This is a genomic window from Methylobacterium sp. 17Sr1-1 (assembly GCF_003173775.1).
In the GTDB taxonomy this organism is placed as follows: Bacteria; Pseudomonadota; Alphaproteobacteria; order Rhizobiales; family Beijerinckiaceae; genus Methylobacterium.
Genome location: NZ_CP029552.1, coordinates 2,110,401 through 2,134,823, shown reverse-complemented (window position 1 = coordinate 2,134,823; position 24,423 = coordinate 2,110,401). Strand labels below are relative to the sequence as shown.

The 24,423-nt window shown below is 72.0% G+C and carries 20 protein-coding genes; 13 read left to right on the top strand and 7 right to left on the bottom strand.

The annotated features are described in order from the left end of the window. Window positions 1-234 precede the first annotated feature (234 nt). The 6 genes from DK412_RS09615 to DK412_RS09590 all read left to right on the top strand — a co-directional run bounded on the left by DK412_RS09615 (window position 235) and on the right by DK412_RS09590 (window position 8,351). The gene (locus DK412_RS09615; protein ID WP_245447525.1) at window positions 235-1,869 is read left to right on the top strand and encodes an alpha-amylase family glycosyl hydrolase; all 1,635 of its coding nucleotides are present in this window, start codon (window positions 235-237) and stop codon (window positions 1,867-1,869) included. Window positions 1,870-2,095: 226 nt separating this feature from the next. Then, window positions 2,096-3,640, top strand: coding sequence for a glycogen synthase GlgA (glgA, locus tag DK412_RS09610; protein WP_109975167.1), 1,545 nt, complete (start codon window positions 2,096-2,098; stop codon window positions 3,638-3,640). Between the two features lie 166 nt (window positions 3,641-3,806). Beyond that, window positions 3,807-4,103, top strand: coding sequence for a hypothetical protein (locus DK412_RS09605; RefSeq protein ID WP_109971774.1), 297 nt, complete (start codon window positions 3,807-3,809; stop codon window positions 4,101-4,103). 53 nt (window positions 4,104-4,156) lie between these two features. Continuing rightward, entirely contained in the window at window positions 4,157-4,477 is a 321-nt protein-coding gene (locus tag DK412_RS09600; RefSeq protein WP_162596167.1) for a metalloregulator ArsR/SmtB family transcription factor, read from the top strand. Beyond that, complete coding sequence (locus DK412_RS09595; RefSeq protein ID WP_109971772.1) at window positions 4,474-4,647, top strand: metallothionein; 174 nt, start codon at window positions 4,474-4,476, stop codon at window positions 4,645-4,647. Before DK412_RS09600 ends, DK412_RS09595 begins: the two co-directional genes overlap by 4 nt. Before the next feature lie 161 nt (window positions 4,648-4,808). Continuing rightward, window positions 4,809-8,351, top strand: coding sequence for a PAS domain-containing hybrid sensor histidine kinase/response regulator (locus tag DK412_RS09590; protein WP_109975166.1), 3,543 nt, complete (start codon window positions 4,809-4,811; stop codon window positions 8,349-8,351). A gap of 3 nt (window positions 8,352-8,354) precedes the next feature. Here DK412_RS09590 and DK412_RS09585 read toward each other — a convergent pair whose 3' ends face one another. Continuing rightward, complete coding sequence (locus DK412_RS09585; protein WP_109971771.1) at window positions 8,355-8,984, bottom strand: helix-turn-helix transcriptional regulator; 630 nt, start codon at window positions 8,982-8,984, stop codon at window positions 8,355-8,357. 149 nt (window positions 8,985-9,133) lie between these two features. On the opposite strand from DK412_RS09585, the gene DK412_RS09580 reads away from it, so the two are divergent. After that, window positions 9,134-9,481, top strand: a complete 348-nt coding sequence (locus DK412_RS09580; RefSeq protein WP_109971770.1) for a DUF952 domain-containing protein — start codon at window positions 9,134-9,136, stop codon at window positions 9,479-9,481. Window positions 9,482-9,483: 2 nt separating this feature from the next. After that, window positions 9,484-10,569: a quinone-dependent dihydroorotate dehydrogenase gene (locus DK412_RS09575; protein WP_109971769.1), complete on the top strand. Its 1,086-nt coding sequence runs from the start codon at window positions 9,484-9,486 to the stop codon at window positions 10,567-10,569. Window positions 10,570-10,863: 294 nt separating this feature from the next. Here DK412_RS09575 and DK412_RS09570 read toward each other — a convergent pair whose 3' ends face one another. The 4 genes from DK412_RS09570 to DK412_RS09555 form a co-directional block, all read right to left on the bottom strand. Further along, window positions 10,864-11,640 carry a hypothetical protein gene (locus tag DK412_RS09570; RefSeq protein WP_109971768.1) on the bottom strand — a complete coding sequence of 259 codons (777 nt, stop codon included), beginning with the start codon at window positions 11,638-11,640 and terminating at the stop codon, window positions 10,864-10,866. 109 nt (window positions 11,641-11,749) lie between these two features. Continuing rightward, entirely contained in the window at window positions 11,750-12,142 is a 393-nt protein-coding gene (locus DK412_RS09565) for a GFA family protein (RefSeq protein WP_109971767.1), read from the bottom strand. Beyond that, entirely contained in the window at window positions 12,139-13,512 is a 1,374-nt protein-coding gene (locus DK412_RS09560) for an MATE family efflux transporter (RefSeq protein ID WP_109971766.1), read from the bottom strand. The genes DK412_RS09565 and DK412_RS09560 overlap by 4 nt, the downstream gene beginning before the upstream one ends. A gap of 6 nt (window positions 13,513-13,518) precedes the next feature. Continuing rightward, a complete protein-coding gene (locus DK412_RS09555) occupies window positions 13,519-13,890 on the bottom strand; it encodes a DUF6460 domain-containing protein (protein ID WP_109971765.1) in 372 nt (123 codons plus the stop codon). Window positions 13,891-14,174: 284 nt separating this feature from the next. Here DK412_RS09555 and DK412_RS09550 point away from each other — a divergent pair, with 284 nt between their 5' ends. The 3 genes from DK412_RS09550 (at window position 14,175) to DK412_RS09540 (ending at window position 17,042) form a co-directional block, all read left to right on the top strand. Beyond that, window positions 14,175-15,125, top strand: coding sequence for an alpha/beta hydrolase (locus DK412_RS09550; protein ID WP_109971764.1), 951 nt, complete (start codon window positions 14,175-14,177; stop codon window positions 15,123-15,125). Then, window positions 15,122-16,027 carry a DMT family transporter gene (locus DK412_RS09545; protein ID WP_109971763.1) on the top strand — a complete coding sequence of 302 codons (906 nt, stop codon included), beginning with the start codon at window positions 15,122-15,124 and terminating at the stop codon, window positions 16,025-16,027. The genes DK412_RS09550 and DK412_RS09545 overlap by 4 nt, the downstream gene beginning before the upstream one ends. A gap of 103 nt (window positions 16,028-16,130) precedes the next feature. Further along, the gene (locus tag DK412_RS09540; protein ID WP_109971762.1) at window positions 16,131-17,042 is read left to right on the top strand and encodes a phosphotransferase; all 912 of its coding nucleotides are present in this window, start codon (window positions 16,131-16,133) and stop codon (window positions 17,040-17,042) included. 82 nt (window positions 17,043-17,124) lie between these two features. On the opposite strand, the gene DK412_RS09535 is transcribed toward DK412_RS09540, so the two are convergent. Further along, window positions 17,125-18,171 (bottom strand): CorA family divalent cation transporter, encoded by a 1,047-nt coding sequence (locus DK412_RS09535; protein ID WP_245447523.1) that lies wholly within the window; start codon window positions 18,169-18,171, stop codon window positions 17,125-17,127. Window positions 18,172-18,271: 100 nt separating this feature from the next. Further along, on the bottom strand, window positions 18,272-20,140 hold the full coding sequence (locus DK412_RS09530; RefSeq protein ID WP_109971761.1) for a M3 family oligoendopeptidase: 1,869 nt from the start codon (window positions 20,138-20,140) through the stop codon (window positions 18,272-18,274). 302 nt (window positions 20,141-20,442) lie between these two features. Between DK412_RS09530 and DK412_RS09525 the strand changes: the two genes are divergently transcribed. Beyond that, on the top strand, window positions 20,443-21,930 hold the full coding sequence (locus tag DK412_RS09525; protein ID WP_109971760.1) for a sigma-54 dependent transcriptional regulator: 1,488 nt from the start codon (window positions 20,443-20,445) through the stop codon (window positions 21,928-21,930). A 271-nt stretch (window positions 21,931-22,201) separates the two neighbouring features. Continuing rightward, window positions 22,202-24,337 carry a L,D-transpeptidase family protein gene (locus DK412_RS09520; protein WP_109971759.1) on the top strand — a complete coding sequence of 712 codons (2,136 nt, stop codon included), beginning with the start codon at window positions 22,202-22,204 and terminating at the stop codon, window positions 24,335-24,337. Window positions 24,338-24,423: the final 86 nt, after the last annotated feature.

Sequence of the window (24,423 nt, the reverse complement as noted above, 5' to 3'; positions counted from 1 at the left end):
CCGCGCCTCCCCCCATGCCGGGGCCGTCATGACGGTGTCGCGGCCGCCGGTGATGCAGGCGTGCCACGCTCTCGGTCGCGCGCGCGGGGACGCGGGAACCGGAGGCGGCGGGACGGTTTCCCTACGGGACGCCCCGCCGCGGGCGCTCCATATATGGGCGGTCGCCCGGCGGCTCAACCCCGTGCCTTTCTCGCCCGGTTCCCGTCTCGCCCGTCCCGCCGCCAGGAGCCCAGCATGACCGACGACCCGAAGCCCGCCACCCTCCTGGCGGGCGAGCTGTGGTGGAAGGCGGGGGTCGTCTATCAGGTCTATCCGCGCTCGTTCCAGGACACCGACGGCGACGGCGTCGGCGACCTCGTGGGCGTGACCTCCCGGCTCGATTACCTGGCCTGGCTCGGGGTCGACGCCGTGTGGCTGTCGCCGGTCTGCCGCTCGCCGATGGCCGATTACGGCTACGACGTCTCGGATTACTGTGACATCGACCCGCTCTTCGGCACGCTGGCCGATTTCGACGCGCTCGTGGCCGAGGCGCATCGCCGGCGCCTGCGCGTCATCATGGATTTCGTGCCGAACCACACCTCGGAGGAGCATCCCTGGTTCCGCGAGGCGCGGTCCTCGCGCGACAATCCGAAACGCGACTGGTACATCTGGCGCGATCCCGGCCCCGACGGCGGGCCGCCGAACAACTGGATCAGCAATTTCGGCGGTCCGGCCTGGACGCTCGATCCGGCGACCGGCCAGTACTACTACCACGCCTTCCTGCGCGAGCAGCCGGACCTGAACTGGCGCAACCCGCAGGTGCGCGCCGCGATGATGGACGTGCTGCGCTTCTGGCTCGACCGCGGCGTCGACGGGTTCCGGGTCGACGTGATCTGGCACCTGATGAAGGACGAGGGACTTCGCGACAACCCGGTCAACCCGGATTACGTGGCCGGCGAGCCCGAGATCAACACCCTGCTTCAGCTCCATTCCGCCGACCAGCCCGAGGTGATGCAGGTCATCGCCGAGATGCGGGCGGTGCTGGAGGAGTACGAGGCGCGGGTGTTGATCGGCGAGATCTACCTGCCGCTGGAGCGGCTGGTGGCCTATTACGGCGTCGATCTGTCGGGCGCGCATCTCCCGTTCAACTTCCAGCTGATCCAGACGCCGTGGCACGCGCAAGCCGTCGCGCGGCTGATCGCCGAGTACGAGGCGGCCCTGCCGGACGGCGGGTGGCCGAACTGGGTGCTCGGCAACCACGACCAGCCGCGCATCGCCGCCCGGGTCGGCGACGCGCAAGCCCGGGTGGCGGCGGTCCTGCTCCTCACCCTGCGCGGCACGCCGACGCTCTATTACGGCGACGAGATCGGCCTCGGCCGGGTGCCGATCCCGCCGGAGCGCGTCCGCGACCCGTGGGAGCACAACGAGCCCGGCCGCGGCCGCGACCCGGAGCGCACGCCGATGCAATGGGCGCCGGGGCCGCAGGCCGGCTTCTCCACCGTCGAGCCCTGGCTGCCCCTCGATCCTCAGGCCCAGACCCGCAACGTCGAGGTGCTGCGCGACGATCCCGCCTCGATCCTGACCCTGCACCGGCGCCTGATCGCGCTCCGGCGCGAATACCCGGCGCTGAGCGTCGGCGCCTACCGGGCGGTCTCGGTCTCCGACGACGTTCTCGTCTACGAGCGCCTGCACGGGGACGAGGTGATCCGCGTCGCCCTCAATTTCGGGCACGAGGCTTGCAAGATCCCGGTGCCGGCGGAGGCCGCCTGGGAGGTGCTCTTGTCGAGCGCCGGCGGTCGGCGCGGCGAGGGGCATGACGAAGGTCATTTCGCACTTGCGGGAGACGAGGCCCTGGTGCTGATCCGGCACGCGCCGGCGGCGAACGGCTGAGCCCGACCTTTACCCGCCTAAGCTCCCGGCGGGGTGCGGCACAGCTTCGAGATTCGGCAAAGAACGGGATTTTTGCTTTTCGTTAATCAAATTCGTCTTGCCGCATCTGCGATCCATGATATTGTGCAGTGCACTGGAACCTGGACCGGCATCGCGCGTTGTCGTGGCAGTACGCCGCGGCATCGTCCGCTCGCAATCCGTCCGGCTCGCGGCGTGGGGGCTCTTCATGACATTTCCGGCGTCGGCACGGTCGGCTTCGCTAGCGCCGGTCCTGCCGTCTGGTGGCTCCTCCAGGGGTGCCGTCGAGGCATTGCGCGGCTCGCTCAAGCCTCGGATCCTCTACACCACGCCGGAGATGGCCGATTTCGTGAAGACCGGCGGCCTCGGCGAGGTCGCGGCCTCCCTGCCCCGGGCCCTGCGCCAGCACTACGACGTCCGCATCCTGATCCCGGGCTACCGCCAGGTCGTCGACCGCCACCCCGAGATCACCGTGGTGGCCCAGCTTCCCGGCAGCGCCGAGATGCCGCCCTGCGACCTCGGCCTGATCGAGACCGGCGACGGCCTGCCGGTCTACGTCATCCTCAGTTCCGGCCTCTACGAGCGCGACGGTACGCCCTACGGCGACCAGGGCATCGACTTCCCCGACAACGACCTGCGCTTCGGACGCCTCAGCCTCGCCGCCGCCGAGATCGCCCAGGGGATCGATCCCGAGTGGCGCGCCGACCTGCTGCACCTCAACGACTGGCAGACCGCGCTCGCCCCGGCCTACCTCGCCTGGCGGGGCCTGCGCACGCCGAGCGTGCTCACCATCCACAACCTCGCCTACCAGGGCCTGTTCCCGTGGGAGAATCTCGGCCGCCTCGGCGTGCCGGAGAGCGCCTTCCACATCGACGGGGTCGAGTTCTACGGCAAGCTGTCCTTCCTCAAGGCCGGCCTGTACTACGCCTCGCACGTCACCACCGTCAGCGAGACCTACGCCCACGAGATCACCACGCCGGAATTCGGCTGCGGCCTCGACGGGCTCCTGCGCACCCGCGCCCATCAGGGCCGGCTCGCCGGCATCCTCAACGGCATCGACGAGTCCTGGGATCCCCGCACCGATCCCCACCTCGCCACCCGCTTCGAGCCCGACGACTGGAAGGGCAAGCGCGCCAATGCCGATGCGGTGCGCAGCCGCTTCGGCCTCGGCGTCTCGCGCGGACCGCTCTTCGCCATCGTGTCGCGGCTCGTGCACCAGAAGGGCGTCGACCTGACCCTCGCGGCGGCCGAATCGATCGTCGCCGAAGGCGGGCAGCTCGTGGTGACCGGCCAGGGCGAGCCCCGCTTCGAGGCCGCCTTCCTCGACCTCGCCCGGCGCCATCCCGGTTCGGTCGGGGTGCGGGTCGGATTCGAGGAGACCGACGCTCACCGGATGTTCGCCGGCAGCGACTTCCTGCTGATGCCGTCGCGCTTCGAGCCCTGCGGCCTCGCCCAGATGTACGCCCAGCGTTTCGGCTCCCTGCCGATCGCCCACCGCACCGGCGGCCTCGCCGACACGGTCGAGGACGGCGTGACCGGCTTCCTGTTCGGCGAATCCTCGCTCAAGGGCCTGAGCGGCGCGATCCGCCGCGCCTTCGACGTCTTCGCCTCGAAGCGCCGTCTCGGCGCGATGCGCCGCAACGCCATGGCCCGCGAGTTCGGGTGGGACAAGGCGGCCGACGGCTACTCCTCGCTCTACACCCGCGTCGTCGGCAACGGCGCCGACCTGATGCGCGGGCGCGCGGCGGCCTGAACGCCGCCGTTCCTCTCGGCCGGTTTTCCAACGACCCCGCGGCGCCCCGGACGCGCCGCGGGGTCGTTCGCGTTCGGCACCACCGAATGGGGCGGCAGACGGCCGCGCTGCCGGACGGCAGAGTGGGGTCGGCGAGGCGTCACGTCTCGGGACGAGGGAGGCGACGATGAGGGCGGTGGTGGCAGCGGCCCTGCTCGGCGCGATCTGCGCTGACGCCGGCACCGCCCTGCTCGCGCAAGGGGCGGACGACGTGCCGATCCAGCGCGACCTCCGGCGCGAGCGGCGCCTCGAGCGCCGGCTTCAGCAGGACGGCCAGCCTCCACCCGTCGATCCCAACGTCACCCCGGACAACCCGGACGGTGTCGTCGGCTTCGATGGACCGCCGGGCCTGTTCGACGACAACGATGTCGAGGAGAGCGGCCCGATGGCACCGGGCTCGCCGGCCGACATCGACGACGACTGATCTGTCTTCCGCAAGCGATTTTCCGAAAGACAGATCAGAAGCCCGCGCAGCGTGTGAGCGAAGCCGATCTCCGCATCGCGAAAGCGATCCGACAGGATCGCCTGCGCATCGTGCTCGCCTGTCTGGAGGTGGGATGCACGGTCGGCGAGATCGGCGAGGCGCCCGGCCTGTCGCAATCGCTGACCTCGCATCATCTGCGCCTGCTGCGAACCGCCCGCATCCTGCGCGCGGTCCGCCACGGCCGGCATGTCGCCTACGCGATCGACGACGATCACGTGCGGGACGTCCTGCGCGGCATGGTCGCCCACTTCACCGAGCCGCAAGAGCACGCCCACCGCGCCCACGATCACCCAGGAGTGGAACAGGCCCCATGACCAGCACCAGTGCCGAGACCGTGACGTGCGCCTGCGAGGATTGCGTCTGCGTGGTCCCGGTGGCCAACGCCGTGTCCCGCGACGGCAAGGCCTTCTGCTGCGAGGAATGCGCCGAGGGCCATCCCCACCACGCCGGCTGCGAGCATGCCGGCTGCGCCTGCCACGGCTGAGCGGGAGAGCGGGGTCGCGCATCGACCCCGATTTGCTCAAGATCTTTGGCATCGCCGCATTTTCCGCGACGAACCGGTACCCACTTCGTCGGAAAATGCTCTAGAGCCCCGCACACGAGCAAAGCCCGGGCCCCCGCCCGGGCCGGGGATGGATGGCGCCGATGATCGCGGGCTGGACGGTGGTGCTGGCGGCCCTCGTCTATATCTGCGCCCTGTTCGCGGTGGCCCATTGGGGCGACGTGGCCGGGCGGACCCTGATGCGCGACGCGCGGGTGCGGCCGACGATCTACGCCCTGTCGCTCGCGGTCTACTGCACGTCCTGGACCTTCTTCGGCTCGGTCGGCCTGGCGAGCCATGCCGGCCTCGACTTCCTCACCATCTATGTCGGCCCGGTCCTGGTGGTCGGCCTCGGCTACCGGCTCGTCGCCCGGGTGGTGCGGATCGCCAAGGCCCAGAACTCGACCTCGATCGCCGACTTCATCGCCGCCCGTTACGGCAAGAGCGAGCGCATCGCCGCGCTCGTCTGCCTGATCGCCGTGGTGGGCGCGGTGCCCTACATCGCCCTGCAATTGCGGGCGGTGACGGCCTCGCTCCAGGTCTTCCTGCGCGCCACCGACGGGGTCGGCGCGCCGGCCGGGATGCTGGGCGATCTCGGCCTGTTCGTGGCCCTGGTGCTCGCGGGCTTCGCGGTCGCCTTCGGCACCCGCCACGCCGACGCCACCGAGCATCAGGACGGGTTGACCCTCGCGGTGGCGCTCGAATCCCTCGTCAAGCTGCTCGCCTTCCTCACCGTCGGCGGCTTCGTGGTCGGCTGGATGCTGGGCGACCTGCCGGAGGCCTCGAGCGCCGTCCACGGGTTCGGCACCCTGGTCGGGCAGACCTCCGGCCCCGCGACGCTGATCGTCCAGACCCTGCTCTCGGCCGCCGCCGTGCTGCTGCTGCCGCGCCAGTTCCACATGGCGGTGGTGGAGAACCGCGCGGTCGCCGATGTCGGGCGGGCGGCCTGGACCTTTCCGCTCTACCTCGTGATCATCAACCTGTTCGTGGTGCCGCTCGCGCTCGCCGGCCTCGCCCTCTTCCCCGAGGGCACGGTCCAGCGCGACATGACGGTGCTGGCACTGCCCCTGCACGAGCGGGCCGACGGCATCGCGCTCGTCGCCTTCATCGGCGGCCTCTCGGCGGCGACCGCGATGGTGATCGTCGAGTCGGTCGCCGTGGCGATCATGATCTCGAACCATCTCGTCATCCCGGTCGCTCTGCGCCGGCGCAACCTCGTGGCCGGCGCCCCCTCGCCGGAACCCGGCGCACCGGATCTCGGAGGCTACGTGCTGGTGGTGCGGCGCATCGCGATCGTCGCGGTGGTGCTGGTGGCCTACGCCTATTCGCGAATCGCCGGCGAGGTGGCGCTCGCCTCGATCGGGCTGCTCTCCTTCGCGGCGGTGGCGCAGATCGGCCCGGCCTTCGTCGGGGCGCTCTCCTGGGGCCGGGGCACCGGCCTGGGGACCGCGGCGGGGCTGATCGTCGGCTTCGCGGTCTGGCTCTACACCCTGCTGCTGCCGAGCCTCGTGACGGGCGACGGCTGGGCGGCGACGCTGATCGCCGAGGGGCCGTTCGGCATCGCGGCGTTGAGCCCGACGGCGCTGATGGGCGTCGACGACTTTCCCCGCCTCGTTCACGGCACGCTGTGGAGCCTCGGCCTCAACACCCTGGCTTATATCGCCTTCTCGCTCCTGCGCCCGCCGAGCGCGATCGAGCGCCTGCAGGCCGAGGCCTTCGGACAGGTCGCCGGCTTCGACGAGGCCGGCGCCGTGGCCCCGAGCTTCCGGCTGTTTCGCAGCGCCGTGACCCTCGCCGAACTGCGCGCGACGGTGGCCCGTTTCCTCGGCGAGGAGCGGGCGGTGCGGGCCTTCGAGGAATTCGCCCAGACTCAGGGGCGCGGGCGCTTGCGCGACGACGCGGTCGCCGGCCTGCCCGAGTTGCGCCACGCCGAGCACCTGCTCGCCTCGGCGATCGGAGCGTCGTCGGCCCGGCTCGCCCTGTCGCTGCTGCTGCGCCGGCGCAACGTCTCGCCCAAGGCCGCGCTCAAGCTCCTCGACGACGCCTCGGCGGCGTTCCAGTACAGCCGGGACGTTCTCCAGCACGGACTCGATCACGCCAAGCAGGGCATCACGGTCTTCGACCGCGACATGAAGCTGATCGTCTGGAACAGGGCCTTCGCCGACCTCTACGACCTGCCCCCCGACATGATCCAGACCGGCATCGGCCTGGAAGCGATCGTGCGCTTCAATGCGGGGCGGGGCGCCTACGGGGCGCGGGACGCCGACACCCTGGTGCGCGAGCGCATCGCCGCCTTCCGGCTCGAATCCGGGCCCCAGCGCCTGCGCCTGCACCCGAGCGGCCGGGTGATCGAGATCCGCGCCAACCTCCTGCCCAATGGCGGCGTGGTGGCGACCTATACCGACGTGACCGATTCGGTCGCCGCCGAGGAGGCCCGCACCCGCCTCAACGAGGAGCTGGAGACGAGGGTGCGCGAGCGCACCGAGGAGCTGACCCGCCTCAACGCGGCGCTCACCCGGGCCAAGGCCGAGGCCGAGGAGGCCAACGCCTCGAAGACGCGCTTCCTGGCGGCGGCCAGCCACGACATCCTCCAGCCGCTCAACGCCGCGCGGCTCTATGCCAGCGCGCTGGTCGAGCGCGACCGGGCCACCGACCCGACGCTCGCCGAGAACGTCGACGCCTCCCTCGACGCCGTCGAGGAGATCCTGACGGCGCTGCTCGAGATCTCGCGCCTCGATACCGGGGCGTTGAAACCCCAGCTCTCGATCGTGCGGGTGTCGGAGCTCTTCCGCCAGGTCCAGCGCGAGTTCGGCCCGCTGGCGCAGGAGAAGGGCTTAGCGCTGACGGTGATGCCCTCCTCGCTGGCGCTCCGCTCCGATCGGCAGATGCTGCGCCGGCTCCTGCACAACCTGGTGTCGAACGCCATCAAGTACACGCCGGAGGGGCGCGTGCTCGTCGGCGCGCGGCGGCGCGGCGACCGGGTGGTGCTGATGGTGCTGGATAGCGGGCTCGGCATCCCGGCGGCGCAGCAGAAGCTGGTGTTTCGCGAGTTCCAGCGCCTCGACCAGGGCGCGCGGGTCGCCCGCGGCCTCGGCCTCGGCCTGTCGATCGTCGAGCGCACCGCGCGGCTCCTCGACCACCCGGTGAGCCTCGCCTCGCGGCCGGGCCGCGGCTCCGCCTTCTCGGTCGCCGTGCCGAGCGCGCCGTTGCGGCCGGTGGTCGAGGCGCAGGGCGAGGCGCCGCGCCCGGCCACCGTGCCGCTCGCCGGGCTGACGGTGCTCGCCATCGACAACGAGCCGGCGATCGTCGACGGGATGCGGGTGCTCGTCGGCAGCTGGGGCTGCAGCTTACACACCGCCGGCTCGCTGTCCGAGGCCCTGGCCCTGGTGCTCGGCGGGCGGTTGCGCCCGGACGTGATCGTGGCCGACTACCACCTCGACCAGGGCACCGGCCTCGACCTCATCGCGGGTCTGCGGGCGGCGCTCGCCGCCGACATCCCGGCGGTGCTCCTCACCGCCGACCGCTCGCCCGACGTGCGCGATGCGGCGAACGCGCAGCGGGTCCATGTGCTGAGCAAGCCCTTGAAGCCGGCGGCTTTGCGCGCCCTGCTGACCCAGTGGCGCAACCGGCGGGCGGCGGCGGAATAAGATCTAATGCCGCACCCACATCACCCGGGCCATCCAGGCGATCTCCGAGGCCGGGACGACCCGGTCGGGATCGCCGGGCGCCGGCCCGCTGAGCTCGGCGGCCCGGGGGGTGCGCCGCTTCAGCTCGGCGACCAGGATGCTGCCGCCGCCGAGACAGGTCACGACCCGGTCGCCCTTGCGGATCGCCGCGGTGGCGGAGACCACCAGCACGTCGCCGTCCCGGTAGAGCGGGGACAGGGCGCCGTCGCGGACCTCGATGGCGAAGCAGCGCTCGGGACCGAGGCCCGGCAGCTCCACCTCCGCCGTGGCGCCGCCGTTGCCCGGCAGGCCGTTGGCCCCGATATGCCCGATCGCGCACTCGCTGCCGATCAGCGGCACCGCGACGCGGCCGCAGCCGCCGTTCCGCGGCTCGATCAGGCTCAGGAAGTCGTCGAGCGTCGCCCCCGTCGCGGCCAGGATCTTGGCGACCGATTCGGTCGAGGGCCAGCGCTTGCGTCCGTCCGGGCTGATCCGCTTCGAGCGGTTGAAGCTCGTCGCGTCGAGCCCGGCCCGCTTGGCGAGGCCCGACGCCGTCAGATTGTTGCGTTGGGCGAGGTGGTCGATCGCGGACCAGATCCGCTCGTGAGACAGCATGGGAGACCTGGCTTGCCGCGGGGGTACGTTCACCAGCGAACTAACAAATGTAAACTACCGAACCCTCACCGAAAGGCAACGGGCGTTGCCGGGTCGCCCAAGGACGATTATCGCTCACCCGCACCCCGTCGAAAAGGCTCACGGCGCCCATGACCCTCATCTACAAGATCTGCCCGGCACCCCTGTGGCGTGAAGCCGAGGCGGCCGGCCGGTTCGACGGCGCCCCGATCGATCTGGCGGACGGCTTCATCCACTTCTCGACTGCGGCGCAGGTTGCCGAGACGGCCGCCAAGCACTTCTCGGGACAGGACAATCTTCTTCTGATCGCGATTGACCCTGAGGCATTGGGAGAGGCCCTGCGTTACGAACCATCCCGGGGCGGCGCCCTGTTTCCACACCTCTACGGCACGCTGCCGCTCTCGGCGGTGCGGCACGTCGCACCGCTGCCGGCCGGGCCCGGCGGAACCCATGTTTTTCCTGATTTCGCAAGGGGTTGATCTTGCTCTCGGCCGTCTTTCCGCTCGTTCGCCCGCTGCTGCATGCCCTCGATGCCGAAACCGCTCACGCCGTGACCGTCGGGGCCCTCGCCTGGCTTCCCGTGCGGCGTCCGCCGGCCGATGACCCCCGTCTCGGTGTAACCGTTATATCGCGGGATTTCCCGAACCCTGTCGGTCTCGCGGCAGGGTTCGACAAGGGCGCACGGGCGCCGGACGCGCTGCTCGGGCTCGGATTCGGCTTCGTCGAGGTCGGCGGCGTGGTGCCCCTGCCGCAGCCGGGCAATCCGCGCCCGCGGGTCTTCCGGCTGCCGGAGGACGGGGCGGTGATCAACCGATTCGGTCTCAACAGCGAGGGGCTGGCGGTCGTGCGGGCGCGGCTGGCGGCCCGTCGCGGCCGGCAGGGGATCGTCGGGGTCAATATCGGGGCGAACAAGGACTCGGCCGACCGTCTCGCCGACTACGTCGCCTGCACAAGGGGCCTCGCCGGGCTCGTCGACTTCATCACCGTCAACGTCTCCTCGCCCAACACGCCGGGCCTGCGCGACCTGCAGGGGGAGGCGTTCCTCGACGACCTGCTCGCCCGGGTGGTCGCGGCCCGCGACGAAGTCGGGCGTGACCCGGGACGTCGCACCGCGGTGCTGCTCAAGATCGCCCCCGATCTCGGCCTCGACGGCCTCGACGCGATGGCGGCCACCGCGCGGCGCCGCGGCGTCGACGCGCTCGTCGTCTCCAACACCACCGTGGCGCGGCCGGCGAGCCTCGCCGGGGCGGCGAAGGGTGAGACCGGCGGCCTGTCCGGCCGTCCGCTCTTCTCGCCCTCGACCCGGCTCCTCGCGGAGGCCTATCTGCGGGTCGGAACCGCGCTGCCGCTGATCGGCGTCGGCGGTGTCGATTCGGCGGAAGCCGCCTGGACCAAGATCCGGGCCGGCGCCAGCTTGGTCCAGCTCTACTCGGCGCTGGTCTATGCGGGCCCGGGCCTCGTCGGGGAGATCAAGGCGGGTCTGTTGCGCCGGATGGAGGCGGAGGGGATCTCGCGTGTCACGGACGTCGTCGGGCGCGACGCGGCGGAGCTGGCGCGCGCGGCGTGAGGTGCCGGACGATTGTGAAGACCGCGCGTCTGAGCCCTCCCCCACGGATCTCGGGCAAGCCCGAGATCCGCATCCACGTACCGAAGTCGGGTAAGCCCGACTTGGATCGGGGGGAAGGCGGCCCCTGCGTCAGCAGGGATCGGGAGAGGGGCAGCGCGACGCTGATCCAAATGGCGCCCTTCATGGAGCGCGCGACCTCTCTGGAAGCGTCGCCCCCTCTCCCGCCCCGCTCCGCGGGGCACCCTCCCCCGCGGAGGGGGGAGGGTTCAAGGCCGTGCCAGGTTCAAAAAAAAATCACAATTCCGGGTTCGTCGGCTCGGTGCGCCGCGCCACCACCGTGTAGCAGAGCCGCTTCTGCCCGAGCAGCGACTGGCGGTGATAGGTCACCGTCGATTCGCCGAAGCCCAGGATCGCCAGGAATTCCTGCATCGTGGTCGGGGCGATGGTCCACCAGGCGTCGAAGCGGATCCGCTGGTCGGTGCGAGGCAAAAGGAACAGTGGCAGGCCGAGGCTGCGCGGCAGCCAGCGCAGGAATTGCAGCGATTTCGGCAGCATCTCGGTCACCACCACGGTCTCGCGGGTGAGCCGCAGGGTGCCGTGCAGGGCCCGGAACGGGTCGCGCAGGCGCGCCAGCGCGTTGCCGAGCACCGCGACGTCGACGGGGCCGATCGCCGCCGGCACGTCGTAGAGCGAGCCGCCGGCGCGGCGCGACCGCGAGCCGAGGGCGGCGTGGCTGTACCAGTAGGCGTTCTCGAACCGGCGCAGGTGGTTGCGGATCTCGGGCGCGATCACCGCGCGCTCGAAATCCGGATACGGCACCATCTCCCAGCAGGCCTCGCCGGCGAAGTCGTAGGACACCACCTCGGCGCCCCGCGCCTCCATGGCGAAGCCGAGGAAGCCGCTGGTGGCACCGAAATCGAGCACGCGCTTTCCCGCCACCGCGACGTGGCCGAGATACTCGTCGAGCGCCGGCCGCAGGTCCCAGGCCCCCGCCACGGTGCCGTGGCCGGGCAGGTCGATGGTGTGGTTGAAGGTGCAGGCCGCCGGGTCGTCGACCGCGCGGGGGGCCAAGTACGGCGCAGAGTGCGGCGCAGAGTACGGCGCATCGGTCTCACAGGGAGCTGTCGGGTCCGCCATCGTCATGCGGGATCGTCTCGTGCGGCGGGTTCGGGTTGAGGCGTCAGGACCCGCGCGCCTGCGGGTAGGCCGGCAGCCCGGGCGGCAGCACGACCCAGGACAGGCGGCGCGAGACCCAGACGTGGTCGCGCGGCGGGTAGTGCTCCGGATCGTCGAGGCTCGCGAGCGTCAGGTCGATCTCCCCGGGCAGGTCGTCGGCGCGGTAGGCGAGCGGCGTGCCGCAGGCCGGGCAGAAGCCGCGCTCCGCCCGCGGGCTCGAGCGGAACCAGGCCGGCTCCGTACTGAGGCGGCAGGAATCCCGCCGCACGGTGAGCCAGCCGACCATCGGCGCGCCGGTGGCGCCGCGGCAATCCGCACAGTGGCAGACCGTGACGTTCCAGGCCTCGCCCCCCGCCTCGTAGCGCACCGCGCCGCACCGGCATCCACCCGCGATCATCGCGCGGCCTCCGTCAGGGTTCCGGCCCGCGGCCGCGGGAAGGCGCCGGCCGCGAGCCGCGGGTAGAACGCGGCCTGGCCGAGGCCGCGGACCGCCAGGAAGGTGAGCATGGCGAGCCACAGGCCGGTATTGCCGAGATCTCGCGTCACCGCCAGCATCGCGGCGTCGACCGCGAGCGCCGCGAGCATCAGATTGCGCATCGCCCGGGTCCAGGTCGCCCCGATATAGACGCCGTCGAACGCGAAGGCGGCCGCCGCCGCGAGCGGCGTCAGGGCGGCGTAGACGAGGAAGTCGCGCGCGAGCGCCCGCACCTCCGGCGCGGTGGTGATCGCGTCGATGAACGGGCCGCCGACCGCGAGGAACAGGCTGGACACCGCCAGCGCGAAGCCGAGGCACCAGCCGAGGGAGAGGCGCACCGCACCCCGGAAGGCGCCCTCGTCGCGGGCGCCGAGCGCCTGGCCGCACAGGACCTCCGCGGCGGTGGCGAAGCCGTCGAGGAAGAAGCTGCCGATCAGGAAGAGGTTCTGCAGCACCGCGTTGGCGGCGAGCGTCGCGTCGCCGGCCCGCGCCCCGAGGCCGGTGAACAGGGCGAGCGCGGTGATGAGCGCGAGGGTCCGCACCATCACGTCGCCGTTGACCGCGAGCATCCGGGTCAGGCCCGCGCGCTCGGCGATCTCGGGGAGGGGCACGCGCCAGGGCCTGGAGCCGAGACGGTGGAGCACGACGAGGCCGAGGACCGTGCCGGCGACCTCCGCCAGCAGCGTGGCGAGGGCCGCCCCGGCGACGCCGTAGTCGAGGCCGAGGACGAAGAGCAGGGTGAGCACGACGTTGACGACGTTGATCGCCACCTGCAGGCCGAGGCCGAGATCGGTGCGCCCGCGCCCGAGGGTCGAGCCGAGGATGGCGTAGTTGGCGAGCGTGAACGGCGCGCACCAGATCCGGATGGCGAAATAGCCGGCGAGCGCCATGGTCACCGCCGGGCTGGCGCCGAACAGCCTGAGCGCCAGAGCCCCGAGCGGCCCCTGCAAGGCCACCATGACGAGGCCGACCGTGACGGCCGCCGCGAGCGCCCGGGCGAGGGTACGGTCGATCTCCGCGCGATCGCCCGCCCCGGTCGCCTGCGCGGTGAGGCCGGCGGTCGCCATGCGCAGCGCCCCGAAGGTCCAGAACAGGTAGTCGAACACCACCGCGCCGAGCGCCAGCGCCCCGAGCAGGGACGCGTCGCCGAGCCGCCCCACCGCCGCCGTCCCGACGAGGCCCAAGAGCGGCGTCGTGACGTTGGCGAGCGTCATCGGCAGGGCGAGCGCGAGGATCCGCCTGTGCGTGACCTCCGGGCTCGCGCCGGGCCGGCTCGGGACGGCGCGATGCATCGCCGGTCAGCGGCCGCGGGCGAAGACGCGGGACAGGAGCCAGAGCGGCACCACCACCACCGCGCCGGCGACGAACCAGCGGCCGGCATCGTGGAAGGTCTCGAAGCCGAGCGCGATCAGCGAGTGGATCGTGTCGTAGGCCTGGGCGAACAGCAGCCCGGGCGTGACCCCCATCATCGCCATGCCGGCGCCGACGAGGAGCGACAGGAACACCAGCCGCACCAGCACCGCCCCCGGCGAGCCGCCGAGGAAGCGGTGCAGGGCCGAGCGCCGGTCCTGCCGGTAGCCCGACTCGTAGGGCTCCTGCCCGAATTGAGGGCCGCCCTGGGGGCCCGCACCCTGCCCGCCGAAGGGACGGTGGAATCTCTGCTCGCTCATGCTTCCTCGCGACCCTGCCGTTGCGGATGGACGGTGAACCGTGACGCAACGCAACCCGCGCGTTGCGGGCGAGCGTTGCGGGATTGTCACATCCCGGACGAAACCCTGCGCCGCCCGGCGCATTGCACCGTTTGGCAATCCGGACCTGAGATGGCAACCTTCGCGGATTATCCCAAGATGCCCGGTGTGCCACACCGGGCAGGACGGTGGCCCACCCGCAACCCCGAGACGCTCCGCCGCCCGCGAGGCCGGCGGCGCAGCGCCGCGAGATTGATACCCCGAGCATGATCGACCACGCGCTCTTCGACCCGGCGAAAACCGATCCCGACGCCGAGCGGCTGAACCGGGAGATCATCGCCGCCCAGGCCCAGGCGCCGGACCCCTGGTCGATGCCGGTGGCCGAGGTGCGCGAGCGCCGCCGGCGCGGCAGCGTCGCCTATCCGGCGATGCCCCGCAGCGAGCGGGCCGAGACGATCACGATTCCCGGTCCCGGCGGGCCGCTGGCGCTCCGGGTGATCCGGCCGCAGCGGAAGGCCCGGGGCGCCTACCTGCACATCCATTCCGGCGGCTGGATCTGGGGCGGGGCCGACGAGCAGGATCCCTGGCTCGAGCGCATCGCCGAGCGCTGCGGCTTCGTCTGCGTCTCGGTCGAGTACCGGCTGGCGCCCGAGCACCCCTACCCGGCCCCGATCGACGATTGCGAGGCCGCCGCGCTCTGGCTCTACCACGAGGGCCGCAAGCTGTTCGGCGTCGAGGCGCTGACCATCGGCGGCGAATCGGTCGGCGCCCACTTGAGCGTCATGACGCTCCTGCGCCTGCGCGACCGCCACCGGCTGCCCAAGGCGTTTCGCGGCGCCAACCTCTTTTCCGGCCTCTACGACCTCGGCGTCACCGCGAGCGCCCGCAACTGGGGCGACGAGCGCCTCGTCCTCAACTCGACCGACATCCGCCGCTTCGCCGACGGCTTTGTGCCGGAGGGCGTCGCCCGGCGCTCGCCCGACGTGTCGCCGCTCTACGCCGACCTCGCCGGCCTGCCCCCGGCGCTGTTCTCGGTCGGCACCCGCGATCCGCTCCTCGACGATACCCTGTTCATGTCGATGCGCTGGGCCGCGGCCAACAACGGCGGCTACACCTCGGTCTATACCGGCGGCTGCCACGTCTTCATCCGCTATCCCATCGCCATGACCCAGCGGGCCCTGGAGCTGATCGAGCGTTTCCTGATGGCGCTGGCGTGAGGCCCGGCCGCTCGGCGGCCGCTGCCTACGCGCTGCTCGCCTTCGCGACGTTTCTCTGGGCCGGCAACGCGGTGGCGAGCAAGGTCGCGGTCGGCCTCGTCTCGCCGCAGGCGCTCGTGGCGCTCCGCTGGTCGATCGCGCTGACGGCCATCGCCGCGATGGCCGGGCGCGAGACCTGGGCCCACCGGCGCACTCTCTGGGCGCACTGGCCGCTGATCCTGCTGATGGGCGGCGTCGGCTATACCGGCTTCAATGCGCTGACCTACGAGGCGGGGGCGCTGACGAGCGCCGTCAACCTGTCGCTGATCGAGGGCACGATCCCGGTCCTGGTGCTCGTCCTGAACTTTCTCGTCCGCGGCGTCGCGGTGCGGGGCGGGCAGATCCTCGGCGCCGCCATCACGCTGGCCGGAGTGGTGCTGGTGGCCAGCCACGGCGACCTCGCGCGGCTGCGGGCGCTGGATGTCAACCGCGGCGACCTCCTGGTGCTGCTGGCCTGCCTGTTCTACGCCGGCTACACCATCGCCCTCCCCTTGCGGCCGGCGGTGCCGGGCCTCGCCTTCTTCGCCGCCATGGCGGTCGCCGCCTGGGCGACCTCGGTGCCGCTCCTCGTCGGCGAATGGGCGGCCGGCCGGGTCCTGTGGCCCGGCGGCGCCGGCTGGGCGCTGATCGCCTTCACGGCGCTCGGGCCGTCGCTCGTGGCGCAGCTCGCCTATATGCGCGGGGTCGAGACGATCGGGCCGAACCGCGCCGGGCTGTTCAACAACCTCGTGCCGGCCTTCGGGGCGATCCTGGCGGTGGGACTGGTGGGCGAGCCGTTCGGCCTCGTCGAGGCGGCGGCCCTCGCCCTGGTGCTGGGCGGGATCGCGGTGGCGGAGATGTCGGGACGGCGCAAGCGGGCGTAGTGTCGAAGCCCAGTCAGCTTGACCATGTCAGGGGGCTGCTTTCGACCCGTGGCAGACGCGGGCCCTGCTGCCCGGCTCAGGACGCGCGTGGTAGGCCGAGCCGATGAGCGACATCGACCTCCGCGCCCTCTCCCGATGCTACGGACGCATGTTCGCCGGCTGCGCGTTGGTGGTCCCTGGCGCGAACCGAACCTATCGTCTTACCGCGGACGACGCTGCCTACTACCTGCGCCTCTACCGGCCCACCGGCCGATCCGCAGCCGAGATCGCATTCGAGATGTGCCTGCTGAACGAGGTCCGGCCGAAGCCGGGCGTCGACGTGGCGCGTCCGATCCCGACCACCGATGGTACGGATTGCGCGCGCGTGCTGTTCGAGGGCGTGGACCGTGTTGGCAGCCTGTTCCACGCCCTCGACGGTCGACCGCTCGCTGATGTCCCGGAAGACGTGGCGCTGTTCGGCTCGGCGCTGGCGCAGTTGCACGGGGCTCTCGCCGGGATCGAGGCCGGCGGTGCGCGTCCGCTCGATCCGGCAACGCTGTGCGCACACCCCGCTGCATCGCTGGTGCGCATCCCCGGCAGCGAGGCTGTGCGGCACGCCGTGGACCGATGCCGGGCGGAGATGCTGGGCGATCCTGCAACGCACGACCTGCCTTCCGGAAACTGTCACGGGGACGCCCGGCTGGCCAACGCCGTCGCTCGGGACGGCGCGATCGGCTTCTTCGACTTCGACGATTGCGGCTACGGTCCCTACGTGCTCGACCTCGGAACTGCGGCTTGGCATTTCTTGCGCGGTGATCCGGCGAAGACGGCGGCGCTCGTCGCCGCGCTCTTAGCGGGCTACGAACGCGTACGCCCGCTGTCCAGGGCGGAGCGGCGGGCCTTGCCGCATTTCGTCAAGCTGGCCGAAATCCGCGCGCTGCTGTTCCTCGCGGGGTTCTGCATCCTCGCGGACGGCCTCTGGCCACGCGTCCTCGATCAAGCGACGACCGTGCTGGATCGCGGGGTGACGCTCTGACGCTGCGCCGCGCGCGATCGTCCGCTCTCCACCCTCAGTCGCCCTTCGCACGGTCAAGCTGATTGGATCGACGCGAGAGGCGTCACCCCTTCTGCCCGCCGAGCCCGAGCCGACGGATCAGCAGGAAGGCCGCGGCGGCGGACAGGGCCGCGATTCCGATCGCCACTGTCGAGCCGTCGTCCCACTCGGCCAGCGGCAGGCCCTTGGTGTTCATGCCGAACAGGCCGGTGACCAGCGTCGGCGGCAGGAACAGGGCGGTCAGGATCGACAGGGTGTGGAGCTGGCGGTTCGACTGGCGGGCGAGCAGCCCCGACAGCTCCTCCTGCAGCAGCCGGCTGCGCTCGGCCAGCACCACCATGTCGCGGTCCAGCGCATCCAAGCGCTGGGCGATGCGGGCGGCCGCCTCCCGGGTCTCCTCCGGCAGGTCCTCGCCGTCCTCCTCCAGGCGATGGAAGACCGCCCGCAGGCCGTTGAGCTGGCGGTGCAGCCGCACGGCGTCGCGCCGGATCGGGCCGAGCTGGCGGGTCTCGTCGCGGATGCGCTCGTCGAGGATGTGGTCCTCGATCCCGTCGAGGCGCTCGGACAGGAGCGTGCCGCGGGCGCCGATCGCCGCCGCGACTCGGCCGATCAGGGTTTCGAGCAAAGCCACCGGCCCGGGCAGCGCCCTTCCCTCGGCGATCGCCTCGCGCACCGCGTCGGGTCCCATGATCGGGTGCCGGCGCCCGCTGACGAGGGAGTTCGGCCCGAGCACGAAGTGCAGCCGCCCGGCGGCGTCGGGCAGGCGCTCGGGAGCGGCAGGCACCTCGGTGTCGCGGGCGAGGTCGGCGTCCCGGGTGAGGTCGGCGATGACGCCGCCGACCTGGCCGTCTTCGACCGTGACCCGCTGGTGCGGGTCGCTGGCGAAGGCCGCCGCCGCGAGGTCCGGCGGGCCGAGGCGCCCCTCCGCCACCAGGGCCGGCACCCGCGCGTCGTTGAGGTTGACGTGGAGCCAGACGAAGCCCTCGCCGAAGCGGCCGAGCGCCGGAATCTCGTCGCCCGGCTCGAGCAGCCGCCCGCGGCCCGCCGCGTCGAACCGCATCGCCCAGATCAGGCCCGGCAGGGCGGGTTCGTCGCTGAGGAGGGGCGGCATCGGGCGTCCTTCGTCCCCGCCTGTCGAGAGAGGCGCGACCGGGACGCCGCCGCACCCGGCCGCCGTCGCTAGGGGCCGGGCGCGACGGTTCGATGACGGCTCACCCCTCCATCGCCTCCAGCTCCGCGATCATGCCCTCGATCATCGACAGGCCGATCTGCCAGAAGGCCGGGTCGCGGGCATCCAGCCCGAACGGCGCCAGCAATTCGCCGTAGGGCCGGCTGCCGCCGGCCGCCAGCAGCGCGAAGTAGCGCTCGACGAAGCCCTCCTCCGCCGCCGGATCGCCGCTCGCCCGCTGGTAGACGCCGTAGAGGGAGTTCACCAGGCAGTCGCCGAAGGCGTAGGCGTAGACGTAGAACGGCGAGTGGATGAAGTGCGGGATGTAGGCCCAGTACGGCTCGTAGCCCTCGTCGAGGCGGATCGCCGGACCCAAGCTCTCCGCCTGCACCGACATCCACAGGGCGTTGATCGCCTCGGCGGTCAGCTCGCCCTCGCGGCGGGCGAGGTGGACCTTGCGCTCGAAGGTGTAGAACGCGATCTGGCGCACCACCGTGTTGATCATGTCCTCGACCTTGGCGGCCAGCATCGCCCGGCGCTGGACCGGGTCGGTGGTGGCCTCCAGCACGCGGCGGAAGGTCAGCATCTCGCCGAACACGCTGGCGGTCTCGGCGAGCGTGAGCGGCGTCGGCGCCATCAGGGCGCCGTTGGGACCCGCCAGCACCTGGTGGACGCCGTGGCCGAGCTCGTGGGCGAGCGTCATCACGTCCCGCGGCTTGCCCTGGTAGTTGACGAGCACGAAGGGGTGGGCCGAGGGCACGGTCGGGTGGGCGAAGGCGCCCGGCGCCTTGCCGGGGCGCACCGGCGCGTCGATCCAGCCGCCGTCGAAGAAGCGCCGGGCGATCTCGGCCATCTTCGGGGAGAAGGCGCCGTAGGCCGACAGCACGGTCTCGCGCGCCTCGGCCCAGGGGATCGTGCGTTGCTCGACCTTCGGCAGCGGCGCGTTGCGGTCCCAGTAGGCGAGGTCGTCCCGACCGAACCACCGCGCCTTCAACTTGTAATAGCGGTGCGACAGGCGCGGATAGGCGGCCTGGACGGCGGCGACCAGCGCCTCGACGGTGTCGCGCTCGACCCGGTTGGCGAGGTGGCGGGCATCCGACACGTCGCTGAAGCCGCGCCAGCGGTCGGAGATCTCCTTGTCCTTGGCGAGCGTGTTGGTGATCAGCGTGAACACCCGCAGGTTGCCCCGGAACACGGTGCTGAGCGCGCTCGCCGCGTCCCGCCGCACGGTCTCGTCGGGGTCCTGGAGCTTGTTGAGCGTTGGCTCCAGCGTCAGCTCCTCGCCGCGCAGCGGGAAGCGCAAGGACGCGATCGTCTCGTCGAACAGCCGGTTCCAGGCGGCGCGGCCGGTCACCGACTTCTCGAGGAAGAGCTTCTCCGCCTCGTCGCTCAGCTGGTGCGGCTTCTCGCGGCGGATGTCCTCGAGCCAGGGGCGGTAGCGCGCGAGCGGCGGGTGGGCGGCGGCCGCGTCGATCAGCGCATCCTCGATCCGGTTCAGCTCGAGGGTGAAGAACAGCAGGTCGCTCGCGGCGTTCGTCAGCCGCTCCTGGGTGTCGCCGTAGAACTTCGCCCGGGCCGGATCGGTGGTGTCGCCCGAATAGACGAGACCGGCATAGGACATCAGCCGGCCGAGCCGGTCCTCGATCGCCTCGTAGGCGGCCACCGCGGTCCCGAGCCGGTCGGACGCCCCCTCGCCGGAGACGAGGTCCCGGACGCGGCCGCGATAGCTCTCGGCGAAGCCGCGGCACTCGGCCTCGGCACGGGCGAGGTCCTCGGCGAAGGCCGGGTCGTCGAGGCCGGCATAGAGGTCCGACAGGTCCCATTCCGGCAGCGGCCCGAGATCGACGGCGCGGGCCGTGGCCTTCGCGGTGCTCAGGGCGCTGTCGGACGGCGCGGCGGCACTCAGCGGCATGGACGATGTTCCTTCAGGCGCAAGCGATGCGGGGGACATATCGGCCGCGACCCGCCCGCGATCAACCGACGCCGCGGCGATTGCGGCGCGAGGGGGGATTGGCGGGAGGGAGGCTTGCCCGAAGGCAAGCTTGTGCCCCGGTAACCTCTCGTTGGCGTTAAGAGCCACTTTACGCTTGTGACGCAGCATGCGGCTCGAAACGAAACAGCCGCGTGATTCGCCGGTCGTCCGCTCGCCGGGCCGGACGCACCGAGGGCATTCAGGGCGGCGCCTCCCGGCGCCGATCCTTCCGAGGAGTACAGATGACCACCACGGTCCTCATCGTCGACGACGATCCCGTGCAGCGCCGGCTGGCGGAGGCCATGGTGCGGCGCCTCGGGTTCGAGGCCGTGGTGGCCGAGAGCGGCGCGGCCGGCCTCGACGCGATCCGGGCGCCCGATTCCAGCATCGACGTGGTGCTCCTCGACCTCGCGATGCCGGGCGGCCTCGACGGGCTCGGGGTGCTGGCCGAACTGCGCAAGGCCGGCATCGACACCCCCGTCATCGTCCAGACCGCGAACGGCTCGATCGACGCCGTGGTCAACGCCATGCGGGCCGGCGCGGTCGATTTCGTGGTCAAGCCCGCCGGCCCCGAGCGGCTCCAGGTCTCGATCCGCAACGCGCTCCAGGTCGACCAACTCCAGGACGAGATCCGGCGCATGCGCCGGCGCGCCTCGGGCGCCCTCTCGTTCCGCGACCTCACCTCGAAGAGCCCCGACATGGGCCGGGTGATGCGGCTCGCCGAGCGGGCGGCGAAATCGAACATCCCGGTGCTGATCGAGGGCGAATCCGGCGTCGGCAAGGAGGTGCTGGCCCGCGCGATCCAGGGCTCGGGCGACCGCCGCGGCAAGCCCTTCGTCACGGTCAATTGCGGGGCGATCCCCGACAACCTCGTCGAATCGACCCTGTTCGGCCACGAGAAGGGCGCCTTCACCGGCGCCACCGAGCGGCATCTCGGCAAGTTCGTCGAGGCCTCCGGCGGCACGCTCTTCCTCGACGAGATCGGCGAGCTGCCCCTCGACGCGCAGGTGAAGCTCCTGCGCGCGCTCCAGGAGGGCGAGGTCGATCCGGTCGGCGGCCGCAAGAGCGTGCGGGTCGACATCCGGCTGATCTCGGCGACGAACCGCTCGCTCCTCGACCTCGTGAAGCAGGGCCGCTTCCGCGAGGACCTGTATTACCGCCTCAACGTCTTCCCGATGACCCTGCCGCCCCTGCGGGCCCGGCGCGAGGACATCCCCGACCTCGCCCGCTCGTTCTGCGCCCGCTTCGCGGCGGAAGAAGGCAAGCGGGTGCGGGGCATCGCCGCGGAGGCGATGGCGCTGGTCACCCGCTACGACTGGCCCGGCAACGTGCGCCAGCTCGAGAACGCACTGTTTCGCGCCGTGGTGCTGGCCGACGGCGACGAGCTGACCGTGGCGGAGTTCCCGCAGATCGCCGCCCAGGTCGAGGGCTTCGACGTGCGCATCCCGCCCCTGCCGGCCTCGCCAGAGCCCGGCGCCGGGCCGGCCCCGGTGCGGGAGATCGTCCGGGTCGAGGTGCGCGACCCCCACGCCCTCTCCCTCGTCGCCGAGGAGACGGGCGAGATGAAGACGATGGAGGGGCTGGAAGGCGAGATCATCCGCTACGCCCTGCAATTCTACCGCGGGCGGATGTCGGAAGTCTCGCGCCGGCTCGGCATCGGCCGTTCCACACTCTATCGCAAGTTGAAGGAGCTCGGCCTCGACGACGAGAAGGCCGAGGACGCCGCCTGATCTACGCGCCCGCGCGGGATCCGGTCCGAAGAAAACCGCATTCTTCCCGTCTTGGGCGGCGTATCGCTCGGTCGCCGCCACGGTTTCGCACCGCGATCACCGTCGCGGTGCGCCAGAACACGCGGCGCACGCCCAAGGTTGCAAGTCGTCAAGGTTGCATGTCGCCTGGGTGTGGCTGCCGTGCGATGGCACGGCCTGCACCGGCGTGTTTACTAGTCTAGATTGACCAGCGTGGCCGCTTTCGTCCGGCCGCGGCTTCGAGGAGAGGACCATGGCTCCCAGGCGCAGGACCGGCCGGAACGCGGGCGCGGCAGCGACCCTCGCGGTGCTGCTGGCGGCGCAAGCCGGCCTGCCGGCGGCGCGGGCCGAAGGCGTCGCCGCGGCGGCACCGGGGGCCGTGGCCACGACGCCGCCTCCCGCGATCACGACGATCCCGGACGTGCCCAAGGATTCGTCCGGGAAGGACGCGACCCGGGCCGGCATCGACGTCCTCCCGCCCGGCCCGGACAGTTTCAAGCCCGTCACGGCGGTGCCCGATCCCGCCGACGCGCCGAAGCCGGCCTCCACGACCGAGCCCGCTCCCGTCCTGCCCGACTCCGCCCCGACCCAGCCCGCGAGCCTGCCGGGCAATCCGGCGCCCGCGGAGGCGGCCCCCGCCCCGGCGGAGGCGGCCGCGCCCGCCCTGCCCCCGCCCGCCCCCGGCGACCCGGTCGCCGAGGTGGTGGCCGCACGCCTCGCCGACCCGAACTTCACCCTGATCCGCCGCCTCAATACGAAGCAGCGCGAGGCGATGCAGGCCTTCTACGCGCTCGGCGCCTTCAAGTCGGTCTGGCTCACCGAGACCGGCTGGAGCGACGCCGCCAAGGCGGTGATCGCCCGGCTCCAGGCGGCGGGCGAGGACGGGCTCGACCCCCTCGCCTACCCGATCCCGCTCCTCGATCCGCCCCACGCCAAGCCCGCCGACCGGGCCGAGGCCGACCTGAAGCTCTCGGCGGCGGCCGTGCTCTACGCCCGCGACGCCCGCGGCGGCCGCATCGAGCCGTCGCGCCTGTCGCGCTTCATCACCCCGAAGCTCGACCTGCCCTCCGCCGATGCGGTGCTGACCCGCCTCACCCCGGCAGGCGCCGCCGCCGGCGGCCTGCTCCAGGCCTACAATCCGGGGCAGCCCGGCTACCTCGCCCTGAAGGCGAAGCTCGCGAGCCTGCGCGCCCAGCAGCCGAACCGCGCCGTGCCGATGGTGCGCCTGCCCAAGGGCCCGGCGCTGAAGACCGGCATGCGCGACCCGCGGGTGCCGCTGATCCGCGCCCGGTTCGGGCTCGGCGGCGCGACCGATGCCACCGCCTACGACGAGGGCGTGGCGACGGCGGTGGCGAGCTTCCAGCGCCAGCGCGGCATGAAGGCCAGCGGCGTGCTTGATCCGGCCACCGTGGCGGCGCTCGCCGGCCCCGCGCCGGACCGGCAGGAGGCCGACCTCCTCGCCAACATGGAGCGCTGGCGCTGGCTGCCGGCGGATCTCGGCCGCACCCACGTCTTCGTCAACATCCCCGAATACAATGTGCGGGTGATCCGCGACGGCCGCGTCCTCGATGAAGCGCGGGTGATCGTCGGCAAGCCCGATTCGCCGACGCCGATCTTCTCCGGCGAGATGACCTACGCGGTGGTCAACCCGTCCTGGACGGTGCCGCCCTCGATCCTCAAGAGCCAGTTCCTCCCCGGCCTCGCCCGCGACCCGAACTACGCGGCGCGCCTGGGCTATCAGGTGGTCAAGCGCGGCAACGGCATCGCCATCCGGCAGCCGCCGGGCGAGCGCAACGCCCTCGGCTTCATCAAGTTCATGTTCCCCAACGACCACGCGGTCTACCTGCACGACACGCCGAACCGCAGCCTGTTCTCCCGCTCGGAGCGGGCGCTGAGCCACGGCTGCGTGCGCGTCGACGATCCGTTCCGCTTCGCGCAGGTCGTGCTCGGGCCGCGCTGGCCGACCGAGCGGCTGAAGACACTGATCGGCAAGGGCGAGCGCACGGTGATGCTGCCCGAGAAGCTGCCGGTGCACCTGGCCTACTTCACGCTGGAGGCCGACGGCTCCGGACCCCTGCGCAGCCTGCCCGATCTCTACGGCATCAACGCCCGGGTGAAGGTGGCGCTCGGCCTCTCGACCGAGGCGCTGCCGCCGGAGGCCGGCCACAAGCCGAAGGTCGCCGGCTCGAGACCCGCCGCGACCCCTCCCGGCCATCCCGGCACGGCCCCGCGCCCGCATCGCGATCTCGCGCAGCAGCAGCAGGCCGCACCCCGCCCGAGCCCCCGCCGCCCGGTCGCCACCGCGACCGAGCCCGAGGAGCCGGCGGTGGTCCAGCCGGCGCCGGATTACTTCGGCGAGACCGGGGCGATCCGGCGGGGCTGGTGGTAGCCATCAAAGGACGGAAGGGACGCGGGACATCTCCTCTCCCCGCGGGCGGCAGGGCTGTCGGGGGAAACGAAATAGCGCGGGTTTCT

Bases quoted from the DNA above. Each gene is read 5' to 3' on its own strand.
- glgA (WP_109975167.1), top strand. From the start codon at position 2,096: ATGACATTTCCGGCGTCGGCACGGTCGGCTTCGCTAGCGCCGGTCCTG.
- DK412_RS09530 (WP_109971761.1), bottom strand. From the start codon at position 20,140: ATGCCGCTGAGTGCCGCCGCGCCGTCCGACAGCGCCCTGAGCACCGCG.
- DK412_RS09580 (WP_109971770.1), top strand. From the start codon at position 9,134: ATGACCCTCATCTACAAGATCTGCCCGGCACCCCTGTGGCGTGAAGCC.
- DK412_RS09615 (WP_245447525.1), top strand. From the start codon at position 235: ATGACCGACGACCCGAAGCCCGCCACCCTCCTGGCGGGCGAGCTGTGG.
- DK412_RS09590 (WP_109975166.1), top strand. From the start codon at position 4,809: ATGATCGCGGGCTGGACGGTGGTGCTGGCGGCCCTCGTCTATATCTGC.
- DK412_RS09535 (WP_245447523.1), bottom strand. From the start codon at position 18,171: ATGCCGCCCCTCCTCAGCGACGAACCCGCCCTGCCGGGCCTGATCTGG.
- DK412_RS09555 (WP_109971765.1), bottom strand. From the start codon at position 13,890: ATGAGCGAGCAGAGATTCCACCGTCCCTTCGGCGGGCAGGGTGCGGGC.
- DK412_RS09520 (WP_109971759.1), top strand. From the start codon at position 22,202: ATGGCTCCCAGGCGCAGGACCGGCCGGAACGCGGGCGCGGCAGCGACC.
- DK412_RS09605 (WP_109971774.1), top strand. From the start codon at position 3,807: ATGAGGGCGGTGGTGGCAGCGGCCCTGCTCGGCGCGATCTGCGCTGAC.
- DK412_RS09585 (WP_109971771.1), bottom strand. From the start codon at position 8,984: ATGCTGTCTCACGAGCGGATCTGGTCCGCGATCGACCACCTCGCCCAA.
- DK412_RS09540 (WP_109971762.1), top strand. From the start codon at position 16,131: ATGAGCGACATCGACCTCCGCGCCCTCTCCCGATGCTACGGACGCATG.
- DK412_RS09560 (WP_109971766.1), bottom strand. From the start codon at position 13,512: ATGCATCGCGCCGTCCCGAGCCGGCCCGGCGCGAGCCCGGAGGTCACG.
- DK412_RS09525 (WP_109971760.1), top strand. From the start codon at position 20,443: ATGACCACCACGGTCCTCATCGTCGACGACGATCCCGTGCAGCGCCGG.
- DK412_RS09550 (WP_109971764.1), top strand. From the start codon at position 14,175: ATGATCGACCACGCGCTCTTCGACCCGGCGAAAACCGATCCCGACGCC.
- DK412_RS09565 (WP_109971767.1), bottom strand. From the start codon at position 12,142: ATGATCGCGGGTGGATGCCGGTGCGGCGCGGTGCGCTACGAGGCGGGG.
- DK412_RS09595 (WP_109971772.1), top strand. From the start codon at position 4,474: ATGACCAGCACCAGTGCCGAGACCGTGACGTGCGCCTGCGAGGATTGC.